The following is a 20,996-nucleotide window of genomic DNA, read 5'->3' as shown; positions in this document are numbered from 1 at the left end:
ATATGGCGAGGTAACCACATGAGCAAAATAGAAGCATCGAAGATGCGATTTTGCGAATGGGGTTCTGAATAGTTACTGCTTTTTTATGAATTCTACGAACCATTTGAGTTTAAGCACCATCAGCGCTCAAGGTTGATAATCTGCTTTAGCAGTGCGTAAATAAGCTCATGTGATTGCGGCGGGAGCGTACAGATGATGCTTCTACAGTCAGCAGGAATATTAGTTTTTGCCGTTTCTGTGACAATATCACTGTTGCCAACTAAGTCAGTTAAAGAAAGCTCAAGTGCACATGCAATCTTTTCAAGTGTATATAACGATGCATTTTTTACACCGCGCTCAAGCTGACCAATATATGCAGGATAAAGTCCACAGCGTTCAGCAAGCTCTTCAAGTGTCAAATTTTTTGCTTTTCTTGCTTTTCGGATCCTTTTTCCAACAATTAACGTAAATTCAGACATATCAGTTTTCTCTTCCTTTTTCTTCATTCATGTAAATACTACAAAAATAAATCTGTAAAAATATGAGTTTACAGATTTAAGATAGCAAGATTGTTAATTTATATACTATAAATTGCAAAGAACACGGTAAAGAAACCGATAGTATCAATTATCATAAAATAGATACTATAAATTTCAAAATTCCGTTGACGCGTGATAAGATACATTAATTATTTTTTACATGAATTGTAAGAAATCTTTAAAACATAATAAAAGAGAAAAATGGTATGATAAATTAAAGAACAGGATAACTGATATATTGTTTTTGTTTTAGACAGGAGGCGGAGAATATTGAGAAGAAAAAAAGAACCGCATGAAAATAAAAGAAAAGGTCTTAGCCTAAAGCCACTTATTATAGGAATGTCTGCCTGTGTGGTACTGCTTGGAGGAGTGCTGTTATGGGCAGTATTAGGAAGTGTTCGACTAGAGCCAGAGAGCGGACATGGATTAGGTATTGTAGATGCTGTTAATACTATGGGACTTCAAAAAAAGACACAGGAACTGGCAGCAAAGCCATCGGCAGCATCATCGGAAAGCCAGACACTTACAGCGAATGAAACAGATGCTGAAGAAATTAAGGAAACAGAAGATCAAAAGGCTGAACAGACACTTGAAGAGGAATCAACAAAAGCTTTAGTTTATCAGCAGATTAACGAGGCTACTATGGCAAACTCAAAATCAGGTGTCGCAGATGTGACACAGCTTACAGATGTCGCAGCAGATGATGTGCGCCTTTGGATTGAAGCATATACGTATGGAAACTGGCCGTACCTAGAGGGAGAGCCGGTGACTAAAGAAGCACAGGATGAGATTCTTGCAAGAAGAAATTTAGAGGGAATCTTGGATCCTATTACACTTAAGTATGGTGTTATCACACAAAATGCGGCAGTTCGAGCTTTTCCAACATGGAAAAAAGCATCCACTTCATTAGATGCACATTCATTTGATTATTTTCAAGAAAGTATGCTTATGACAGGAGAAGCAGCAGTGATCGTTCATCAGACTGCAGACGGAATCTGGAGTTTTGTACAGGCACAAAATTATAGAGGCTGGGTAGAAACAGATAAAATCGCATGCTGCACACTTGACGAATTAAAAAAATGGCAGGAGACTAAAAGAGCTGTTGTGACAGATGCCAGACTGACACTCGCAGGTACCAATGTAACACTTCGCATGGGAACAGCACTTCCGGCAAAGGAGGAATCTGAGGGCATACTTATGGTATCCATCCCACAGAAAGATGACAAAGGCCAACTTGTGATAACAAATGTTGAGACTGCTCAGGATGGCATTCATTTTGGTTATCTTGATATGACTCAGGAAAATATTCTTGATCAGGCTAAAAAGTTAGTTGGAATGGCTTATGGCTGGGGAGATTCCAATGGAGATATGGATTGCTCTTCAACAATGAATGCCATTTACAGATGTTTTGGAATCATTTTGCCAAGAAATACAGGTAGCATGGCACAGACAGGAACACAAATTGTATCACTTGAAGGCATGACACAGGAAGAAAAGCTGGAAAAAATTCAGTCTATGAAGCCAGGAACGCTGCTTGTAATGAAAAATCATGTGGTTATGTATATCGGACAAGAAAATGGAGAAGATTTGATTCTTCATAACTTTACAACATGTATGGCCGAGGATGGTGTCAGCACAAAAGAGGTCTACCAGTGTCAGATTACACAGCTAAATCTTGTAACAGCAGCCGGCACACAATATCTTGATGCCTATGCAACAGCAATTTGTTTTCCTGAAGACTGATTTATTCACGCATTTTTGTTAGAACAACGCCATACTTGACCCATTTTTTTACTTCATCTTCATTATAGGGATCAATATAGAATGATTCGCCATATCCGTTGATTGGCTGAAGAATACGGGGAACCTGCTGAATAAAACGGCGCAGGTAGGCACGGCCATTTTCAGTGTTTAAAAAAATGGTAGTATCGCCATCGCGCGGAGGACGGCGTGAGATGAGCAGAATATCTCCCATATGGTAAACGGGAGTTAAATGATTAGAAGTGACTTCAACTCCGGCATTGATTTGCGAACCATAGCGTTTTCGATAAGGTGCAATGTTTACTTTACGGACGTTTGCAGAATCCCATATCATGCCATCCTCGCAATTGCCTGTTGGAATCAAAACAGTCAGGTAATCGTCAGTATTTTCTTCTTTACTTGTTGAAAATGCAAGCTCAAAATCTATTATGCCCTCTATGAATGAGCATTGAGTATCAGACAGCTTCATAAACTTTGAAATTGCATTTAGCTTAGGCGAATCAAAATCGAAAAATTCAAATAGCAGCTTGCCGGTCAGTTCATACAGGCGCTGAGCCAGAAAAAGGTTCGGACGCCTATACTGACCGGCAATTAGTTTTTTATAATTGGACACAGACATATCAAGTTTCTGAGCCATCTGCGCCTGTGTCAGATTGAGCCTGACACGTTCCTTTTCAATGTTATCAATAAAATTTAATAGAATTTTTTGCTGTGTCATAAAATTGTATAGTCTCTTTCGTATAGTTTTCGGTACTTTGTACATGCGTAGAAACGACTAAAAGTGTAATTTTAGCTACCATACTACAAATTACATGTGATACGATAGTTTCATTCCAAGACGTTGTATTTTTTAGTCTTCTGGTAATAGAATACTTCAAATGGGAAAAAATAACAAGAGTGAAATGGGAGGAATTGTAAAATGATTGACAAACAGCTAAAGGCAATGATGGACAAAAAGGGATTGACACTAGAGAAACTGTCTATGCTGTCGAATGTCCCAATCGAAACGATTCGTAATATCATTTACAGGAGAGCGAGAAATCCAAGAGTAGACACACTTTTGGCACTTAGCCGTACATTGGATGTATCAATGGAAAGCCTGATGGGGGAAAGTCCACGAGAGGAGGAAGAACAGCTTTTATTTGCTTATCGTGAAAGCGGAGAGCATGGAAAGAAATTTATACGTGCAATCGCAGAAATTGAAGCGCAGTGGCAGGCAGGAGTAGATGTAAACGAGGAACGTGAGATTCCATGTCTGATTCCGGCAGTGGAAACATCAGATGGAGCAGCTTTTTCAAGTTTTGATGTAGAACATGTAAAGACAGCCTGTGAAAATGTATATATGGCGGTGCGTCTTCCAAACGATCATTTTTCACCGAGATATTGTAAAAATGATGTTTTATTGTTATCAGATAAATTTCCAAATGAGGGAGAAAATGCATTGTTTTTATATAATCATCGTCTGTACTTTCGCCAATTCCATATTTCAGAAAAGGGATATGCATTAAATACTATTAATGGAAGAGGGACTGCGCTTAGGTTTAGAAGAATGGACAGCTGCAGATTAATTGGAACATGTATGGCAGTACAGTAATTATTTTTGTACAAAATCGCGTACATAGCGAATACTCGCGTAATTGTGAGCAAAAACGGGTAGACAGTTTATAATTATACATGATACGATAGCCATCGTGTGCGCTGTAAAGGCGAAAAAAACGCACAAAATGAGGGGGATAGTTTCATGGAAGATCTGAAACCGATGCTGTTTACCTGTCTGAAGAAATATTCGAAGGAACAGTTCATTAAGGATCTGATTGCCGGAATCATTGTGGCAATCATTGCGCTGCCGCTGTCAATTGCGTTAGCGCTTGCATCTGGCGTAGGCCCAGAGCGCGGAATTTATACGGCAGTTATAGCTGGATTTGTGATTTCCTTTTTGGGAGGAAGTCAGGTACAAATTGCAGGACCGACAGCTGCGTTTGCAACTATTGTTGCAGGAATCGTAGCAGATCAGGGAATGGATGGCTTAGCTGTGGCAACCATCCTGGCAGGAATCATTTTAATTTTAATGGGATTTTGCCGCCTTGGTTCACTGATTAAGTTTATTCCTTATACTATTACGACTGGTTTTACGGCAGGTATTGCTGTGACAATTGCGATTGGACAGCTTAAGGATTTTTGTGGTGTTACAATTCCGGTAGGAATGCCTACAATTGAGACAATGGAAAAGCTGGAAGGCTTTTTAGCGGGAATAGGCACACTAAACTGGCATGCTGTTTTTGTGGGAGCAGTATGTCTGGCAATTCTTATTTTTATGCCAAAGGTAAAGATGCTTGCGAAGATTCCACCGTCATTAGCAGCTGTTGCTGTTGGTATTTTAATGGTGAAGCTGATGCCGATTCAGGTAAATACAATTGGCGATCTGTATACAATAAGCAGCAGCCTTCCATCATTCCATTTGCCAAAGCTTAGTCTTGAGGTGATTCAGAAGGCACTTCCAAATGCATTCACAATTGCAATTTTGGCAGCAATCGAGTCACTTCTTTCATGTGTGGTGGCAGACGGCATGATTAATGGAAATCACCGTTCCAACATGGAGCTTGCTGCACAGGGAGCAGGAAATGTTGCATCTGCGCTTTTTGGAGGAATCCCGGCAACAGGTGCGATTGCACGTACTGCAGCAAACATTAAAAATGGAGGCCGCACACCTGTAGCTGGAATGGTACACGCTGTTGTATTATTTTTAGTGCTTCTTGTGCTGATGCCATATGCCGGCTGGATTCCTATGCCGACGATTGCTGCAATTTTATTTATTGTTGCTTATAACATGTGTCAGTGGCGTCCATTTGTGCGTCTTGTAAAGACGGCACCAAAAAGTGATATTGCAGTGCTTGTCATTACATTTATGCTGACAGTTGTATTTGATCTTGTTGTTGCGATTGAAGTTGGCATGGTACTGGCTTGTCTTTTATTTATGAAGCGCATGAGTGATGAGACTGGTGTGCGTAACTGGAGTCATACAGATGAGATTTCTGATGAGGTTCGCGATGCAGAGCGTGCGCGTATGCGCGATATTCCATCATCAATCAGTGTATGCGAGATTACAGGTCCATTGTTCTTTGGTGCTGCAGATCAAATTGGTCTGATTGCAGTAACAGAAAAGACAAAATGCCTGATTCTTAGAATGAGAGGTGTTCCGGCACTTGACAGTACAGCAATGAACTCATTAACGTCTCTTTATGAGAAATGCAGGAAAAAGAAGATAACGCTCATTCTTTCACATGTAAACGATCAGCCAATGCGTGTTATTAGAAAGGCTGGCTTTGACACATTAATTGGAAAAGAAAATTTTAGCCCGAATATTGATGTAGCAATTGAAAAGGCAGAAAAGATTAATTCAAATCGATAAGTGTTTTTGAGGTAAATTTATCTGCAAATTGTACCGCTTCGGCAAAGGCCTGTATGCGATAAGGATCTTTGCCGGGGTGGTCTTTTTCTAAAAATTCCACACCAGATGATACGTCCACACCATCAGGATGCAAAAAAAAGATCGCATTTGAAACATTTTCAGGTGCCAGCCCGCCGGCCAGCATGAAAAGCTTTTTTGACCTGGGAAGATTTTTTAGCAGAGTCCAGTCAAATGTTTTGCCGCTTCCAGGTTTAGCTGCATCAAATACAAAGCCAGCGACAGACGGACATGAATGCCAGTAGTTATAGCTGTCAATATCAGAGACATTAAATGCTTTTAATATAGGAAGAGAAAACTTACTTGTATATTCGCAGATGGACTTAGCAGTTTTTATATCAAGATCGGCAGGATCACCATGAATTTGAATAAGGTCAAAGCCGGCCTCTGCAATTTGGCTTATTTGTGCAAGTGTTGGTGAGACTGTCACGGCGACTGTTTTTATTTCAGGCAGAAGTGCTGACTTTATTTTTTTTGCCTGATCAAGTGAGATATTTCTTTTGCTTTTAGAAAAAAAAACGACCATGCCTGCAAAATCTGCATGAATTTGATTGAGATAATCAGCCTCTTTTTCTTTTGTAAGTCCGCAAATCTTGATTTTAGTAGCCTGTTTTTTCATTGTTATAATCCAGATCCTTTCTTTTTTGTTTATCATAGTGGAAAATAAAGAGGACAGCAAGTACTTTTGGTATAGTTTATATCAATATCAAACCATTGAGAAAATCTTCTTTTCATGAAGTAAAATCCATGCTATACTTAAATTAAATGAGCTCGACAAACAAGCTGTAGTGGGGAGTGAACAGAGCATCATTAGGAGACAGACATCTGCAGTATAATAGCGATGCGACAGAACACACCATATAGAGGAAAGAGGAATTAAAAAATAATGAAAGTAAATGAAATATTGTCAAATGGAAAAATCACACTGTCTTTTGAGGTATTTCCGCCAAAGACAGATGCACAGTTTGAGTCAGTTCGTCAGGCAACGATTGACGTTGCTGCATTAAAGCCAAGCTACATGAGCGTTACATATGGAGCAGGCGGAAACACAAGAAAGAATACTGTTGCAATTGCAAAAGGGATTCAGGATACAACTGGCGTAACGACGATTGCCCATTTAACATGTGTAGGCGCAACAAAGGAAAATATTCATAACACATTAGATGAGATGAAGGCAGCAGGAATTGAAAATGTGCTGGCTCTGCGCGGTGATCGTCCGAGAGATTTTGAGGGGGATCCATTTGTTGATTTTCATTATGCGTCAGAACTTGTATCTGAAATCAAAGCCTATGGCGATTTCTGTGTAGGAGGAGCCTGCTATCCAGAGGGACATGTGGAGGCAGCAAATAAAAGTGAGGACATTATAAACCTTAAGAAAAAGGTTGATGCCGGATGTGAGTTTTTGACAACGCAGATGTTTTTTGACAACAATATTTTCTTTAACTTCTTGTATCGTGTCAGAGAACAGGGCATAAGTGTTCCTGTGATTCCAGGTATCATGCCAATCACACGAGCAAAGCAGGTGGAGACTGCACGTGATCTTTCTGGATGCAGTATGCCGCAGCGCTTTTTAAATCTGGTTGATCGTTTTGGTTCTAACCCTAAGGCAATGGAGCAGGCAGGTATAGCCTATGCAACTGATCAGATCATTGATCTGATTGCAAACGGAATCAACCACATTCACGTATATTCTATGAATAAGCCGCAGATTGCAGAGGCTATTCAGAAGAATCTTTCGGAGATTTTAAAATGATTGATATAAATCAGATGAGAGAACGCGAGATTATTCGCTATCTCGGCTACAAAAAGATACAGCCGGACGAACAGGTTATGATGTTAATTCATCAGTGCATGGAAGATGTTGCGCGGACGGCTCAGCCGCGCCATATATATCGGCGTTTTGCACTTACACATCTGTCTGCAGGTCATATGCAGGCAGGTGGTGTGGAGCTTTTAAGCAACAGTCTGGAACGAAACTTAAAAGATTGCAGCGAAGTCATTTTCTTTGCGGCAACGCTTGGTCACGAAATAGATCGTTTGATGGAACGTTATCTGAGATTAAATATCACAAAGGCAGCAGTACTTCAGTCAACGGCAGCAGAGGCCATAGAGTGCTATTGCAACTTGTGTCAAAAGAATATTGAAAAAGAGGCTGCGAAAGACGGCCTTTTTGTGCGTCCAAGGTATAGTCCTGGTTACGGAGATCTGTCTTTGGATGTACAGTCATCATTTTTGAAGGCACTTAACGCACAGAAAACAATAGGTCTATTTCTTTCGGAAGGCGGCGTAATGCAGCCTGAAAAATCTGTTACAGCTTTGATGGGTTTAAGCCATATCAGAACAGGATGCGTCACAGAAGGATGCGAGGCCTGCGGCAAAAAAGACTGCAGCTTTCGCCGTGATGCATAAGCAGCAAATAGAAACAACAGGGATAGTTAGGAAAAACTTGTGCTTTTGAAAGGACAGGAATTTATGAAGAAAAATATATTAAATGAACTGGGAAAGCGAATTGTCTTTTTTGATGGCGGTATGGGTACGCTTTTGCAGGAACGCGGGCTTGAAGCTGGTGAGCTGCCTGAAAACTGGAATCTTAAGCATCCTGATATTATAAGAGAATTGCACCGAGATTATCTAAATGCCGGAGCAGATATCATTTTGGCAAACACATTTGGCGCGAATGAGTTAAAGTTTCCGGATAATCTTGAAGAAATTGTAACAAAAGGTGTGCAGAATGCGAAAAAGGCAGTCGAGGAAACAGGTAAGGATGGCTACGTCGCACTTGATGTAGGTCCGACAGGAAAGCTTTTAAAGCCGCTTGGCACACTTGATTTTGAAGATGCAGTATCGATATTTGCAAGAACCATAAAGGCAGGAGCAGCTGCAGGTGCTGATCTTATTCTTATCGAGACGATGAGCGATACATATGAATTAAAGGCAGCGATGCTTGCAGCAAAGGAAAACAGTGATCTTCCTGTTATGGCAACTGTTATTTTTGGTGAAAATGGCAAGATGCTGACAGGAGCGACACCAGAGGCAGTCACAGCATTGCTAGAGGGTCTTGGTGCAGACGCATTTGGTATGAATTGCGGTCTTGGACCAAAGCAAATGAAGCCAATTTTCGAGCGCTTGGCAAAAAGCGCATCAATACCATTAATTATAAATCCTAATGCCGGTCTTCCACGAAGTGAAAATGGAAAGACCGTATTTGACGTGGATCCGGCTGAGTTTGCCGAGGATATGAAGATATTTGCCAAGGAAGGCGCATGGCTTATGGGCGGCTGCTGCGGAACAACGCCGGCGCACATTAGGGCACTTGTAGAAGCTTGCAAAGAGGCTATGCCAAAGCCGCTTACCGATAAGAACCTGACGCTTGTTTCATCATATTCTCATGCAGTTGAGCTTGGAAAGATGCCAATGTTAATCGGTGAGCGTATAAATCCTACCGGAAAATCAAAGTTTAAGCAGGCACTTCGTGACCGCAACATGGAATATATTCTGGAGGTGGGTGTAAAGCAGTCAGACGCAGGTGCACAGATTCTTGATGTTAATGTTGGACTGCCGGAGATCAATGAGCCGGAATTGATGAAGGAAACTGTTTATCAATTACAAAGTATTCTTGATGCACCGCTTCAGATTGATACCACCAATATGGAGGCAATGGAGCAGGCACTTCGTATATACAACGGAAAACCGATGATCAACTCCGTAAATGGAAAGCAGGAGATCATGAAGCAGGTGTTCCCACTAGCAAAAAAATATGGTGGTGTCGTAGTAGGATTAGCACTCGACGAGGACGGTATCCCTGATACTGTTGAGGGACGTCTGGCTATTGCAGAGAAGATTTATAAGACTGGTGAGAGCTATGGTATTGCAAGAAAGGATATCGTAATTGATGCGCTCACGATGACTATGAGTACTGATAGTAATTCCGCAAATGTTACACTTGAAACTGTGCGCCGCATAAAGGCACAAGGAGGACGTACTGTGCTTGGCGTGTCAAACATTTCCTTTGGACTGCCGCAGCGTGAGATCATCACATCAGCATTCTTTACAATGGCGATGCAGGCAGGTCTTTCAGCAGGAATAGTAAATCCAAATTCACAGGCTATGATGCAGGCATATGATACCTTCCGCGTACTCGGCGGCTATGATGCGCAGTGTATGTCATATGTTGAAAAGTATTCTGCTATGAAGGTTGTATCTACTACAGTCAAGGCAGGCGAAGCCGCAGATAAATCTGAAAAGAAAGCCCCAGGAAGCACATCTGGCGGTATGGATTTAAAGACATGTATCATCAAGGGTCTTAAGGAACCAGCCTATAAGGTGACAAAGAAGATGCTTGAAGAAAAGGAGCCGCTTGAAATCATCAATACAGAGCTTGTACCGGCACTTGATATTGTAGGAAAGGGCTTCGAGAAAGGAACCATGTTTTTGCCGCAGCTTTTGATGAGTGCTGAGGCTGCAAAGGCCGGTTTTGCTGCCGTAAAGGAATTTATGGAGGCAAAGGGCAGCGACCAGCAAAAGAAGGGCACTGTTGTAATTGCAACAGTTAAGGGAGATATCCACGATATCGGAAAGAATATTGTTAAGGTTCTTCTGGAAAACTATGGATATGATGTGATCGATCTTGGAAAAGATGTACCGCCTGAGACAGTAGCAGAAAAGGTAGTAGAGACACATGCACCGCTTCTTGGCTTAAGTGCGCTTATGACTACCACGGTTGTAAATATGGAAGAGACTATTAGCCAGGTAAGAAAAGTAGCACCATGGTGCAAAATTGTCGTAGGCGGTGCTGTACTGACAAAGGAGTACGCAGATATGATCGGCGCAGATTACTATGGCAAGGATGCGATGCAGACAGTATATTACGCAGAGAGTTTGCTAAATAGTGGCAGCGCAAAATAAAAATATATAGAAGGATATAGAGAAAGATAATATGAGTATTTTAAATGTAGAACACTTATCTCACGGATTCGGAGACAGAGCAATTTTTACAGATGTGTCATTTCGTTTATTAAAAGGAGAGCATATTGGTCTTGTTGGTGCGAATGGAGAGGGAAAATCAACATTCATGAGCATCATTACAAACAAATTGATGCCAGATGAGGGAAAAATTGAGTGGGCAAAAAATGTGCGTGTTGGCTATCTTGATCAGCACACTGTATTAGAACCAGGTCAGACAATACGTGATGTGCTTAAGAATGCATTCAGCTTTTTATTTGACATGGAAGCGCGTATGAATCAGATCTGTGAAGAGATGGCAGATGCTTCTGAGGAAGATCTAATTGTCATGATGGAAGAGATGGGTACGATTCAGGATCTTCTGACAATGCACGATTTCTATATGATTGATTCAAAGGTAGAGGAGGTTGCAAGAGCCTTTGAGCTTGATGCACTTGGCTTAGAGCGCGATGTCACCGAGCTTTCCGGAGGCCAGAGAACAAGAGTCCTTCTTGCAAAGCTTCTTCTTGAAAAGCCAGATATCCTTCTTCTTGACGAGCCGACTAACTATCTGGATGAAAAGCATATCGAATGGCTGCGCCGTTATCTGCAGGAGTATGAGAATGCTTTTGTTCTAATTTCTCATGATATTCCGTTCTTAAATAGTGTTGTAAACTTAATCTACAACATGGAAAACCAAAAGCTTGACCGCTATGTAGGAGATTACGACCACTTCAAGGAGGTTCATGCTGTACAGAAGGCACAGATAGAGGCAGCATACAACCGCCAGCAGCAGGAAATTGCTCAGTTAAAGGACTTCGTTGCCAGAAATAAAGCAAGAGTTGCAACAAGAAACATGGCAATGTCCCGTCAGAAAAAGCTTGACCGCATGGATGTGATCGAATTAGCAGCCGAAAAGCCAAAGCCAGAGTTTCGCTTTTTGTATGGACGTGCACCAGGCCGCTTCTTATTTACTACAGAGCAGCTTGAGATTGGATATGACAGACCACTCACAAAGCCGCTTGACCTTGTTATGGAGCGCGGAAACCGCATAGTCATGGTAGGTGCAAATGGTATAGGAAAGACTACTCTTTTAAAGAGTCTTCTAGGACTTATAAAGCCATACAGCGGAACTGTCCATCAGGGTGATTATCTGGAAATTGGTTATTTTGAGCAGGAAACGAGCGGTGACAACGGCCGTACCTGCCTCGAGGAAATTTGGCAGGAGTTTCCGTCATGGAATCAGTATGAAGTGCGCAGTGCACTTGCAAAGTGCGGCCTGACTACAAAACACATCGAGAGCCAGGTGCGTGTCCTTTCTGGTGGTGAGCAGGCAAAGGTACGTCTGTGCAAGCTTATGAACCGCCAGAGCAATGTGTTAATCCTCGATGAGCCGACAAACCACCTCGATGCTGACGCAAAGGATTCTCTTTTGACTGCACTCAAGGAATATAAGGGAAGCATCCTGATGGTCTGCCATGAGCGCGAGTTCTATGAGGCACTTGGGGCACAGATTTGGGATTGCAGTAGCTTTTGCAGATAATTAATTGTATTTTCCAAAAACTTAACGTTTTCTTAAGGCGAAAAGCGACCGGAATCATCCGGTTGCTTTTTTGCTTTAACTATGGTAAAATGAGTCCATTATTAGTACAACTGAGAGTGGGTCAAATGGCAATTTTGACCGAATCAGGATATCCAAACAAAAAGAAAGGCACGGTAATAGCATGAAGGTTGTAATACTGGCAGGAGGATTCGGTACCAGAATCAGCGAAGAGAGCGTAAACCGCCCAAAGCCGATGGTCGAGATTGGTGATCAGCCAATTTTGTGGCATATTATGAAGGAGTATTCGCAGTACGGATTCAACGATTTTATTATCTGTCTTGGTTATAAACAATATGTGATCAAGGAATATTTTGCAAATTATTTTCTTCATACATCTGATATTACGATTGATCTCGCACATAATTCTATGGAGCTTCACGACAATTATTCAGAGCCATGGAAGGTAACACTTATTGATACAGGATTAAATACAATGACAGGCGGACGTGTAAAGCGTATCCGCAAATATGTCGGAGATGAGCCATTTTTATTGACGTATGGAGACGGTGTTTCAAATATCAATATTAAGGAGCTGTGCGAGTTTCATCGCTCCCATGGAAAGCTTGCTACAATTTCCATGACAAATGTAGGACAGCGTTTTGGTGTAATCGATTATGATGATAAGGGACAGATTGCAGCATTCCGTGAGAAATCAGATAAGGATGGCAGTATGATCAACATTGGCTATATGGTTATGGAGCCGGGCGTGTTTGATTATATTGACGGAGATGATCAGCCATTGGAGAGAGAACCATTTGAGCGTCTCGCAGCAGATGGTCAGATGATGGGTTATATTCACGAGGGTTTCTGGTCCTGTATGGATACACTTCGTGATAAGAATCGATTAGAGGCACTGTGGGAGAGCGGCAAGGCGCCGTGGAAAACATGGAAGGACTAAATAATGCAGAAAACAGAAATGTCATTTTTTCGTGATAAGAGAATACTGATCACAGGTCATACCGGTTTTAAAGGTTCATGGCTTTCGAGAATTTTAATTGATGCAGGCGCAAAGGTAACAGGTGTTTCCTTAGCGCCTCCGACAAGTCCAAGTATTTTTTCAATTTGCCGTCTGGAAAATCAGATGGACAGTGTTATTGGCGATGTTAGAGATTTTGAATTATTAAAGGAAGTATTTGAGCGTGTGCAGCCACAGATTGTGATTCATCTGGCAGCACAGCCAATTGTACGCGAATCTTACAAAAATCCGCGTGAGACATATGAGACAAATGTGATGGGTACAGTCAATATATTAGAGTGTGCACGTCAATTTTCATGTGTCCGTTCATTTTTAAATGTTACAACTGATAAAGTATATGAGAACAAAGAGTGGGAGTGGGGCTACCGTGAGGAGGATGTGCTGGACGGATTTGATCCATATTCAAACAGCAAATCCTGTTCAGAGCTGGTTACACACAGCTACATCCGCTCTTTTTTTGCGGATAGTGATACGGCAGTATCTACTGCAAGAGCAGGCAATGTTATAGGAGGCGGTGATTTTGCATCAGACCGTATTATACCTGACTGCTACAGAAGTGCAGTGATTAAGCAGTCTGTGACAGTAAGAAATCCATATTCAATTCGCCCGTATCAGCATGTGTTGGAGCCTTTGTTTTTATATCTGACAATTGTAAAGAAACAGTGGGAGGATCCATCCATTCGCGGCTATTACAATGTAGGACCAGATGACTGCGATTGTGTGGACACTGGCACATTAACTACGCTGTTTTGTAAGAGCTGGGGCAGAGGCATGCAGTGGCAAAATAAGAGTGACGGCGGTCCTCATGAGGCTGGCTTTTTGAAGCTGGACTGCTCAAGAGTAAGGCGTGTCTTTGGCTGGAAACCGACATGGCATATTGAAAAGGCTGTGGCAAAGAGTGTAGAGTGGTATCAGCTTTATAATATGTTGATTACTCATCTGGCAGAGCCAAAGGAGCTTGCAGATAAAATGAATGCCTGCATGAGAGAGCAGATAAGAAGCTTTTTAACAGATGGAGAGGAGCAGTAATAAATGTTTGAAAATATGAATGAACAACAGGCGAGAGAAGAAATTCTAAAACAAGTAGCTGCCTATTGCGATAAATATCATAATACAAAGAAGGAATTTAAGGAGGGAGACCGTATTCCATACGCGTCACGTGTTTATGACAGCGAGGAGATGGTAAATCTTGTGGACAGCTCACTGGAATTTTGGCTGACAGCAGGACGCTATACAGATGAGTTCGAGCGCGAGTTTTCAAAATATTTAGGTGTTCGCTTTTGCTCTCTTGTCAATTCTGGTTCATCAGCGAATTTGATCGCATTTATGGCGCTGACTTCTCCGCTATTGGGAGAACGACAGGTAAAAAGAGGCGATGAGGTAATCACAGTTGCTGCAGGTTTTCCGACAACAGTAACACCAGTAATCCAGTATGGTGCAGTTCCAGTGTTTGTAGATGTGACAATTCCTCAGTACAATATTGATGTCACAAAGCTTGAAGAAGCATTGTCTGATAAGACAAAGGCCGTGATGATCGCGCATACACTTGGCAACCCATTTGATTTGGAGGCAGTAAAGGCATTTTGCGACCGTCATAATTTATGGCTTGTTGAAGATAATTGTGATGCACTTGGCTCTGTCTATGAGATTGACGGCAGCAAAAAGCTGACAGGAACAATTGGTGATATAGGAACATCAAGCTTCTATCCGCCGCACCATATGACGATGGGTGAGGGCGGTGCTGTATATACAAACAATCCACTGCTTCACCGAATTGTGCGTTCATTTAGAGACTGGGGACGTGACTGCATTTGTCCTCCGGGATGTGATAATTTCTGCGGTCATCGCTTTGATAAGCAATATGGTCAGCTTCCATTAGGATATGACCACAAATATGTGTACTCCCATTTTGGTTATAATTTAAAGGCAACTGATATGCAGGCAGCAGTAGGCTGTGCACAGTTAAAGAAGTTCCCATCTTTCGTGGAGAAGAGACGTCATAACTTTGCTTATTTAAAAGAGCTTTTGTCTGACTGCGCAGATAAGCTGATTCTTCCTGAGGCAGCAGCGCATTCTAATCCGAGCTGGTTTGGCTTTTTAATGACATGTAAGGAAGGCGTGGATCGTACAAAGGTAGTGAACTATATTGAGTCACACGGCGTTCAGACACGTATGCTGTTCTCAGGCAATCTGATAAAGCATCCTTGTTTTGATGATATTCGTGGAACAGAGGCATATCGTGTTGTCGGTGGTTTAGAGCAGACTGACCGTATTATGACATCTACATTCTGGGTTGGTGTTTATCCTGGTATGACAGATGAGAAGATTGAATATATGGCAAAGGTAATTCACGAAGCATTGGAGGGCTAAGTTATGAGAATGAAGGTATCCAACTATATTGCAAAACTGCTTGTTCAAAATGGAATTACAGATGTATTTATGATCACCGGAGGCGGTGCAATGCATCTTGATGATGGACTTGGTCATGAGCCGGGACTTCACTGTGTATATAATCACCATGAGCAGGCATGTGCCATTGCAGCGGAAAGCTATGCCAGAATCCATAACCGCATTGCAGCTGTCTGTGTCACAACAGGACCTGGCGGAACAAACGCAATCACAGGTGTAGTCGGAGGATGGCTCGACTCTATTCCGATGCTTGTTATTTCAGGTCAGGTACGCTATGATGTAACGGCAAGAAGCACAGGCCTTGGTATTCGTGCATTTGGCGATCAGGAGTATGACATCTGCAAGAGTGTAGAGCCTATGACAAAATATTGTGAGATGGTGATTGATCCAAAGCGTATTCGCTATGCTGTTGAGAAAGCACTTTATCTTGCACAGACTGGAAGACCAGGTCCGTGCTGGCTTGATATTCCGTTAAATGTGCAGGGTGCAACAGTTGAGACAGATGAGCTTGAAGGTTTTGATCCGACAAAAGAAAATCTGACAGCGATTCCGTCTGTTACTAATGAGCAGGCAGACGCTATTATCGAGAAAATTCGTCAGGCAAAGCGTCCGGTATTAAATGCCGGAAATGGAATACGTATTGCAGGAGCATTTGATGTATTTCGCCGTGTCGCAGATAAGCTTGGCATTCCAGTTGTGACTGGCTGGAACAGCATTGATTTAATGGAGGATGAGCATCCGCTGTACACAGGACGTGCTGGAAATATGGGTGACCGCGCTGGAAATTTTGCCGTACAAAACAGTGATTTGCTATTTTCAGTTGGAAGCCGATTAAGCATTCGTCAGGTTAATTATGATTGGCCGGCTTGGGCAAAGCATGCATTTGTCATTATGAATGATATTGATGCAGAGGAATTGAAAAAGCCGTCTCTTCATGTAGAAATGCCGGTGTGGGCTGATGCAAAGGATCTTCTTGAAAAGCTTGAGAGCCGCTTAAATGAAAAGCTTGCAGATGGTGAAGTATTATTTAAGGGTGATGAGTGGAGACAGGTTTGTGAAAAATGGAAGAAGGATTATCCTGTTGTTCAGCCAAAGCATTATGAGCAGAAGAGCCCGGCAAATGTGTATGCATTTATTAAAGAAGAAAGCCGCCGCTTAAACGAGGGTCAGATTACAGTAGTAGGAAATGGCTCTGCATGTGTTGTAGGCGGTCATGGCTATGTTATAAAGAAAGGTCAGCGCTTTATTTCAAATTCAGCTATTGCATCGATGGGTTACGATCTGCCGGCAGCAATTGGAGCTTGTGTCGCAAATAAGCGCTATTGCAAGGAGACAGGTGAGAAGGAGCAGGATATCATCTGCGTAACAGGAGACGGAAGTATTCAGATGAATCTTCAGGAGCTGCAGACAATCATCCATCACCAGTATCCGATCAAGATTTTTCTGATCAATAATGGCGGATACCATTCCATTCGCCAGACACAGAACAACTATTTTGGAAAGCCGCTTATTGGTATAGGAAAAGACAGCGGTGATCTTAGTTTCCCAGATATGGCAAAATTAGCGCCGGCATATGGTTTCCCATTTATTCGCATTGACAGCAACGATGCTCTTGGTGAGGGAATCGAGAAGGCACTGTCCATAAATGGACCTGTTATCTGCGAGGTAATGGTTGATATGGATCAGAAGTTTGAGCCAAAGGCAGCATCAAAGCCAATGCCAGATGGCAGCATGGTTTCTGCACCGCTTGAAGATTTAGCGCCATTTCTTCCAGAAGAAGAGTTAAAGAGTATTATGCGCTGGTCTTCCGAAGAGTAATTTTACGACTTCTCGACAGACAGTCTACATGGCAAGCCTGACCGCTTCGCTTTACGGCGTTGCCATTGTAGATGTCTGTCGAGAAGTCTGCCAGAAAGAAACAGCTAGGAGTAATATATGCGTGTAATAGTAACAGGAGCGACAAGCTTCATAGGAAGCCATGCCGTACAGGCGCTTGTCAGCCAAGGCTTTGAAGTTTGTGCGCTGATTCGTCCCAATTCAGCTGGCAAAAAAAATTTAGAGCAGATGATAATAAAAAAAGAACTGCTTGAGATTATAGAGTGTGAGCTGAGTGGGCTGAAAGAATTGGCGCTGAATGCTGAAAAACTTAGCAAAATCGGACAAAAATGGTCTCATGATTTGGGGAGAGCCGATTATTGGCTGCATTTAGGCTGGGATGGCTCTGGAAGTGATAACAGAAAGCTAGCTGATATTCAGTCAATGAATGCCGTCTATGCGCTTGATGCGCTTGAGACTGCAGCTGCCGCCCACTGTAAGCGTTTTCTTTTTTGTGGCTCACAGGCAGAGTATGGCGTGCGAAATACGACAATGCGAGAGACAGACGAGCTACATCCGCTTTCTGAGTATGGAAAGGCTAAGGCTAAGGTGGGAAGAGAGGCTATTATGCGTGCAGAAGCACTTGGCATAACATATATTCACACACGCGTCTTTTCTGTTTATGGTCCTGGCGATCATCAATGGTCACTTGTGGAAAGCTGCATGCGCACCTTCAAAGAAGGCGGTATAATGGAGCTTGGTGCATGTACACAGCTTTGGAATTATCTTTATATTGACGATGCAGTTAATGTAATTGTGACGCTTTTGACTGGTTATGCACCGGCAGGTGTCTATAACGTGGCTGGTGAAGATACAAGGCCGCTTCGCGAATATATTGAGACGATACGAGCACTGTGCGGCGGACAAGGCACCTGCCAGTATGGCAAGCGGCCGCCAAACGCAGAAGGTGTGACATCACTAGATCCTGATATCACAAAACTAAAAGAAATAACAGGATTTCATCAGATGATTTCCTTTGAAGAGGGAATTAAAAAGATGCTTATGTGAGTAGACGTTACAAGAAGTTGCTTCGGCAGTGGCGGGCGGAGAAAAATCGGTATCCCTCACTGACATGAGGCAAGTCACAGTAGAACTATTTTCGACAAGTCAGACTCCGTGAAAATACCGACTGTGGGTTGAAACAAACAGGAAAGGCATGTTAATTATGGGAAATTGCATTTCATGCAAAGAATCTCTTACAAATACAGAGATAATTGCATTTGACAATATGCCGGCAGTGGCACAGCACATGCCGGATAAAGAACAAGTAAAAAATGACAGAGGAATTCATCTGCCGCTGTGCCAGTGTAAAAAATGTGGTCTGATTCAATTTGATTGCGAGCCAGTCGAATATTACCGCGATGTTATTCGTGCAGGCGGCTATTCCACCACAATGGTAGAGCTGCGCCGCCGTCAATATCAGGAATTTATTAAATGTTATCAGCTTGAGGGAAAGAAAATCATCGAGGCAGGATGCGGAAGAGGTGAGTTTCTTCGCGTATTAAAGGAATTTCCAGTTAAAGGATATGGTATTGAGCACGATCCTTCTTTGGCGGAGATTGCAAAGGAGAGTGGTCTTTTAGTTTCATGTGATTTTACAGAAACTATAGATCAAAAGCTTCCAAATGGACCGTTTGATGCGTTTTTATCCTTTAATTTTTTAGAGCATCAGCCATCACCTGATGTGATGCTGACTTGTCTTTACAACAATTTGACAGATGATGGTGTGGGACTTATCACAGTTCCAAGCTTTGAATATATTACAGATCACAATACCTATTATGAGCTTATTCACGATCATTTGGCATATTATACATTTGATTCTCTGACATATCTTTTGAATCAGAATGGTTTCATTGTCGAAAGCAAAGAAATGATCAACCGTGATACGCTTTCTGTGATGGTAAAAAAGACAAAGACACCAATTTCTCAGGTATCCTCATGGAAGGATTTTACAAAAGAAATCACTGCGCTTGGCGATAGTTTAGCAAGTATCAGGGAACAGATGAAGGCACTTTCTGAAAGTCTTACAGGAAAGAATCTTGCTATTTGGGGTGCAAGTCATCAGGGCTTTACACTAGCAGCAACAACATGTCTTGGTGAAAAAGCAGAGTATATTATTGACTCAGCGCCATTTAAGCATGGAAAATATGCACCAGCTTCACATCTTATAATTGTGTCGCCAGATGAGGCGCTTAAGAATGTACCAGATGCGATTTTAATCGCAGCACCGGGTTACACAGATGAGATTTCAAATGTGATTCGTGTTCGCTTCCCTAAGACGGTGCGTATATTCGCAATCCGCAGCAATAAAATAGAAGAAATTTTGTAATTTTGAGAAGCTTTTTAAGAGAAAGGCATGGTTATTGATCTATGAAGGCATTTGTATTAAAAGAGCCGGGTGTTGTAGGCTATGAACAGGTTCCTGAGCCTGTATTGACTCCGTATGGAGCCATCTTAAAGCCAGTCGCTGTCGCACCGTGCTCATCTGATGTCCATACTGTTTTTGGAGGCGGTTCAAGAAAGGCACCAAATCTAGTGCTTGGTCATGAATGTGTGGCGCGAGTGCTTGAAGTTGGTGAGTATGTGACTGATTTTGTACCGGGAGAGCTAGTAGCAGTACCAGCAATCACACCAGACTGGCGGGCAAAAAGCATTCAGGAGCACAATTTTAAGCATGCATCAGCACCATTTTCAGGTCATCAGCTTGGACGCACACAGCCAGGTGTATTTTCAGAGCGTTTTCTTATTCCAGATGCTGATACGACACTGGCGAAAATTCCAGAGGGTGTTAGCTTAGAGCAGGCACTTATGTGTGTAGATGTTGTGACAACTGGATTTACAGGAGCACAAAATGCCGATATTAAATTTGGTGATACTGTTGTAGTTATGGGAATTGGTCCTATTGGACTTATGGCAGTAGCAGGTGCAGCTCATTTAGGTGCGGCAAGGATCCTTGCTGTAGGAAGCCGTCCGCTTTGTGTAAAGACTGCTTATGAGTTTGGTGCAACAGAAGTCTTAAGCTATAAAGATGGCGATATAGTCAAACAGGTAATGGCGCGAACAGATGGAATAGGAGCAGATAGTGTCATAATCTGCGGAGGAAACGATGAAGTATTTGCGCAGGCAATTGATATGGTGCGCTATGGTATCGGAACCGTTTCCAATGTCAATTATTTTGGCGGAACAGGAAATCTTCCATTTCCAAAATTTTCCGGAGGACGCGGTATGGCAGGAAAAACAATCCGTACTGAGTTAGCAGAAGGAGGACGTGCACGTATCGAGCGCATGTTATCCATGGTAAAGTATGGAAGAATCCATCCAGAAAAGCTAGTCACCCATCATCTTAATGGACTTGATCAGATAGAAGATGCACTGTATTTAATGCGAGACAAGCCTGCCGACCTAATTAAAGTGATGGTTACTATGGAATAATAAAAGAAAGTT

17 protein-coding genes are annotated in these 20,996 nt (G+C 42.2%); 14 read left to right on the top strand and 3 right to left on the bottom strand.

The window, feature by feature from the left end:
• Nucleotides 1-119: 119 nt before the first annotated feature.
• Nucleotides 120-458, bottom strand: coding sequence for a helix-turn-helix domain-containing protein (locus tag LKD48_RS13235; RefSeq protein WP_308732246.1), 339 nt, complete (start codon nucleotides 456-458; stop codon nucleotides 120-122).
• A 330-nt stretch (nucleotides 459-788) separates the two neighbouring features.
• Here LKD48_RS13235 and LKD48_RS13230 point away from each other — a divergent pair, with 330 nt between their 5' ends.
• Nucleotides 789-2,261: an SH3 domain-containing protein gene (locus LKD48_RS13230; protein WP_308732245.1), complete on the top strand. Its 1,473-nt coding sequence runs from the start codon at nucleotides 789-791 to the stop codon at nucleotides 2,259-2,261.
• A gap of 1 nt (nucleotide 2,262) precedes the next feature.
• On the opposite strand, the gene LKD48_RS13225 is transcribed toward LKD48_RS13230, so the two are convergent.
• Entirely contained in the window at nucleotides 2,263-2,997 is a 735-nt protein-coding gene (locus LKD48_RS13225; protein WP_308732244.1) for a helix-turn-helix domain-containing protein, read from the bottom strand.
• Between the two features lie 201 nt (nucleotides 2,998-3,198).
• On the opposite strand from LKD48_RS13225, the gene LKD48_RS13220 reads away from it, so the two are divergent.
• Both LKD48_RS13220 and LKD48_RS13215 read left to right on the top strand, forming a co-directional pair.
• Nucleotides 3,199-3,873 carry a helix-turn-helix domain-containing protein gene (locus tag LKD48_RS13220; RefSeq protein ID WP_308732243.1) on the top strand — a complete coding sequence of 225 codons (675 nt, stop codon included), beginning with the start codon at nucleotides 3,199-3,201 and terminating at the stop codon, nucleotides 3,871-3,873.
• A gap of 147 nt (nucleotides 3,874-4,020) precedes the next feature.
• Nucleotides 4,021-5,688, top strand: a complete 1,668-nt coding sequence (locus tag LKD48_RS13215; protein WP_308732242.1) for a SulP family inorganic anion transporter — start codon at nucleotides 4,021-4,023, stop codon at nucleotides 5,686-5,688.
• On the opposite strand, the gene LKD48_RS13210 is transcribed toward LKD48_RS13215, so the two are convergent.
• Nucleotides 5,672-6,364 (bottom strand): phosphoribosylanthranilate isomerase, encoded by a 693-nt coding sequence (locus LKD48_RS13210; protein ID WP_308732241.1) that lies wholly within the window; start codon nucleotides 6,362-6,364, stop codon nucleotides 5,672-5,674. The genes LKD48_RS13215 and LKD48_RS13210 overlap by 17 nt on opposite strands.
• A 267-nt stretch (nucleotides 6,365-6,631) precedes the next feature.
• On the opposite strand from LKD48_RS13210, the gene metF reads away from it, so the two are divergent.
• From metF to LKD48_RS13155, 11 genes are all read left to right on the top strand, one after another.
• On the top strand, nucleotides 6,632-7,498 hold the full coding sequence (metF, locus tag LKD48_RS13205; RefSeq protein ID WP_118615000.1) for a methylenetetrahydrofolate reductase [NAD(P)H]: 867 nt from the start codon (nucleotides 6,632-6,634) through the stop codon (nucleotides 7,496-7,498).
• On the top strand, nucleotides 7,495-8,154 hold the full coding sequence (locus LKD48_RS13200; RefSeq protein WP_308732240.1) for a Vitamin B12 dependent methionine synthase activation subunit: 660 nt from the start codon (nucleotides 7,495-7,497) through the stop codon (nucleotides 8,152-8,154). The genes metF and LKD48_RS13200 overlap by 4 nt, the downstream gene beginning before the upstream one ends.
• A 63-nt stretch (nucleotides 8,155-8,217) precedes the next feature.
• The gene (locus LKD48_RS13195; protein WP_308732239.1) at nucleotides 8,218-10,650 is read left to right on the top strand and encodes a homocysteine S-methyltransferase family protein; all 2,433 of its coding nucleotides are present in this window, start codon (nucleotides 8,218-8,220) and stop codon (nucleotides 10,648-10,650) included.
• Nucleotides 10,651-10,681: 31 nt separating this feature from the next.
• Nucleotides 10,682-12,229, top strand: a complete 1,548-nt coding sequence (locus tag LKD48_RS13190; protein WP_308732238.1) for an ABC-F family ATP-binding cassette domain-containing protein — start codon at nucleotides 10,682-10,684, stop codon at nucleotides 12,227-12,229.
• 181 nt (nucleotides 12,230-12,410) lie between these two features.
• Nucleotides 12,411-13,187: a glucose-1-phosphate cytidylyltransferase gene (gene rfbF, locus LKD48_RS13185; protein WP_118614984.1), complete on the top strand. Its 777-nt coding sequence runs from the start codon at nucleotides 12,411-12,413 to the stop codon at nucleotides 13,185-13,187.
• A complete protein-coding gene (rfbG, locus tag LKD48_RS13180) occupies nucleotides 13,188-14,294 on the top strand; it encodes a CDP-glucose 4,6-dehydratase (RefSeq protein WP_408628580.1) in 1,107 nt (368 codons plus the stop codon). It begins immediately after the preceding gene.
• 3 nt (nucleotides 14,295-14,297) lie between these two features.
• A complete protein-coding gene (rfbH, locus tag LKD48_RS13175; RefSeq protein WP_227101894.1) occupies nucleotides 14,298-15,635 on the top strand; it encodes a lipopolysaccharide biosynthesis protein RfbH in 1,338 nt (445 codons plus the stop codon).
• Between the two features lie 3 nt (nucleotides 15,636-15,638).
• Entirely contained in the window at nucleotides 15,639-17,492 is a 1,854-nt protein-coding gene (locus LKD48_RS13170) for a thiamine pyrophosphate-binding protein (protein WP_308732236.1), read from the top strand.
• Between the two features lie 117 nt (nucleotides 17,493-17,609).
• Nucleotides 17,610-18,557 carry an NAD-dependent epimerase/dehydratase family protein gene (locus tag LKD48_RS13165; RefSeq protein WP_308732235.1) on the top strand — a complete coding sequence of 316 codons (948 nt, stop codon included), beginning with the start codon at nucleotides 17,610-17,612 and terminating at the stop codon, nucleotides 18,555-18,557.
• 157 nt (nucleotides 18,558-18,714) lie between these two features.
• On the top strand, nucleotides 18,715-19,881 hold the full coding sequence (locus LKD48_RS13160; RefSeq protein ID WP_308732234.1) for a class I SAM-dependent methyltransferase: 1,167 nt from the start codon (nucleotides 18,715-18,717) through the stop codon (nucleotides 19,879-19,881).
• Between the two features lie 41 nt (nucleotides 19,882-19,922).
• Entirely contained in the window at nucleotides 19,923-20,984 is a 1,062-nt protein-coding gene (locus LKD48_RS13155; protein WP_308732233.1) for a zinc-binding dehydrogenase, read from the top strand.
• Nucleotides 20,985-20,996 lie beyond the last annotated feature (12 nt).

Source organism: Anthropogastromicrobium aceti (assembly GCF_020687335.1).
Taxonomy (GTDB): domain Bacteria; phylum Bacillota; class Clostridia; order Lachnospirales; family Lachnospiraceae; genus Anthropogastromicrobium; species Anthropogastromicrobium aceti.
This window is presented reverse-complemented; position numbering and strand designations above follow the sequence as displayed.

What these genes read in the sequence shown, in the direction of transcription:
- LKD48_RS13155 (WP_308732233.1), top strand. Translation starts at nt 19,923, where the DNA reads ATGAAGGCATTTGTATTAAAAGAGCCGGGTGTTGTAGGCTATGAACAG.
- rfbH (WP_227101894.1), top strand. Translation starts at nt 14,298, where the DNA reads ATGTTTGAAAATATGAATGAACAACAGGCGAGAGAAGAAATTCTAAAA.
- LKD48_RS13210 (WP_308732241.1), bottom strand. Translation starts at nt 6,364, where the DNA reads ATGAAAAAACAGGCTACTAAAATCAAGATTTGCGGACTTACAAAAGAA.
- rfbF (WP_118614984.1), top strand. Translation starts at nt 12,411, where the DNA reads ATGAAGGTTGTAATACTGGCAGGAGGATTCGGTACCAGAATCAGCGAA.
- LKD48_RS13225 (WP_308732244.1), bottom strand. Translation starts at nt 2,997, where the DNA reads ATGACACAGCAAAAAATTCTATTAAATTTTATTGATAACATTGAAAAG.
- LKD48_RS13200 (WP_308732240.1), top strand. Translation starts at nt 7,495, where the DNA reads ATGATTGATATAAATCAGATGAGAGAACGCGAGATTATTCGCTATCTC.
- LKD48_RS13220 (WP_308732243.1), top strand. Translation starts at nt 3,199, where the DNA reads ATGATTGACAAACAGCTAAAGGCAATGATGGACAAAAAGGGATTGACA.
- LKD48_RS13170 (WP_308732236.1), top strand. Translation starts at nt 15,639, where the DNA reads ATGAGAATGAAGGTATCCAACTATATTGCAAAACTGCTTGTTCAAAAT.
- LKD48_RS13195 (WP_308732239.1), top strand. Translation starts at nt 8,218, where the DNA reads ATGAAGAAAAATATATTAAATGAACTGGGAAAGCGAATTGTCTTTTTT.
- LKD48_RS13215 (WP_308732242.1), top strand. Translation starts at nt 4,021, where the DNA reads ATGGAAGATCTGAAACCGATGCTGTTTACCTGTCTGAAGAAATATTCG.
- metF (WP_118615000.1), top strand. Translation starts at nt 6,632, where the DNA reads ATGAAAGTAAATGAAATATTGTCAAATGGAAAAATCACACTGTCTTTT.
- LKD48_RS13190 (WP_308732238.1), top strand. Translation starts at nt 10,682, where the DNA reads ATGAGTATTTTAAATGTAGAACACTTATCTCACGGATTCGGAGACAGA.
- LKD48_RS13165 (WP_308732235.1), top strand. Translation starts at nt 17,610, where the DNA reads ATGCGTGTAATAGTAACAGGAGCGACAAGCTTCATAGGAAGCCATGCC.
- LKD48_RS13235 (WP_308732246.1), bottom strand. Translation starts at nt 458, where the DNA reads ATGTCTGAATTTACGTTAATTGTTGGAAAAAGGATCCGAAAAGCAAGA.
- LKD48_RS13160 (WP_308732234.1), top strand. Translation starts at nt 18,715, where the DNA reads ATGGGAAATTGCATTTCATGCAAAGAATCTCTTACAAATACAGAGATA.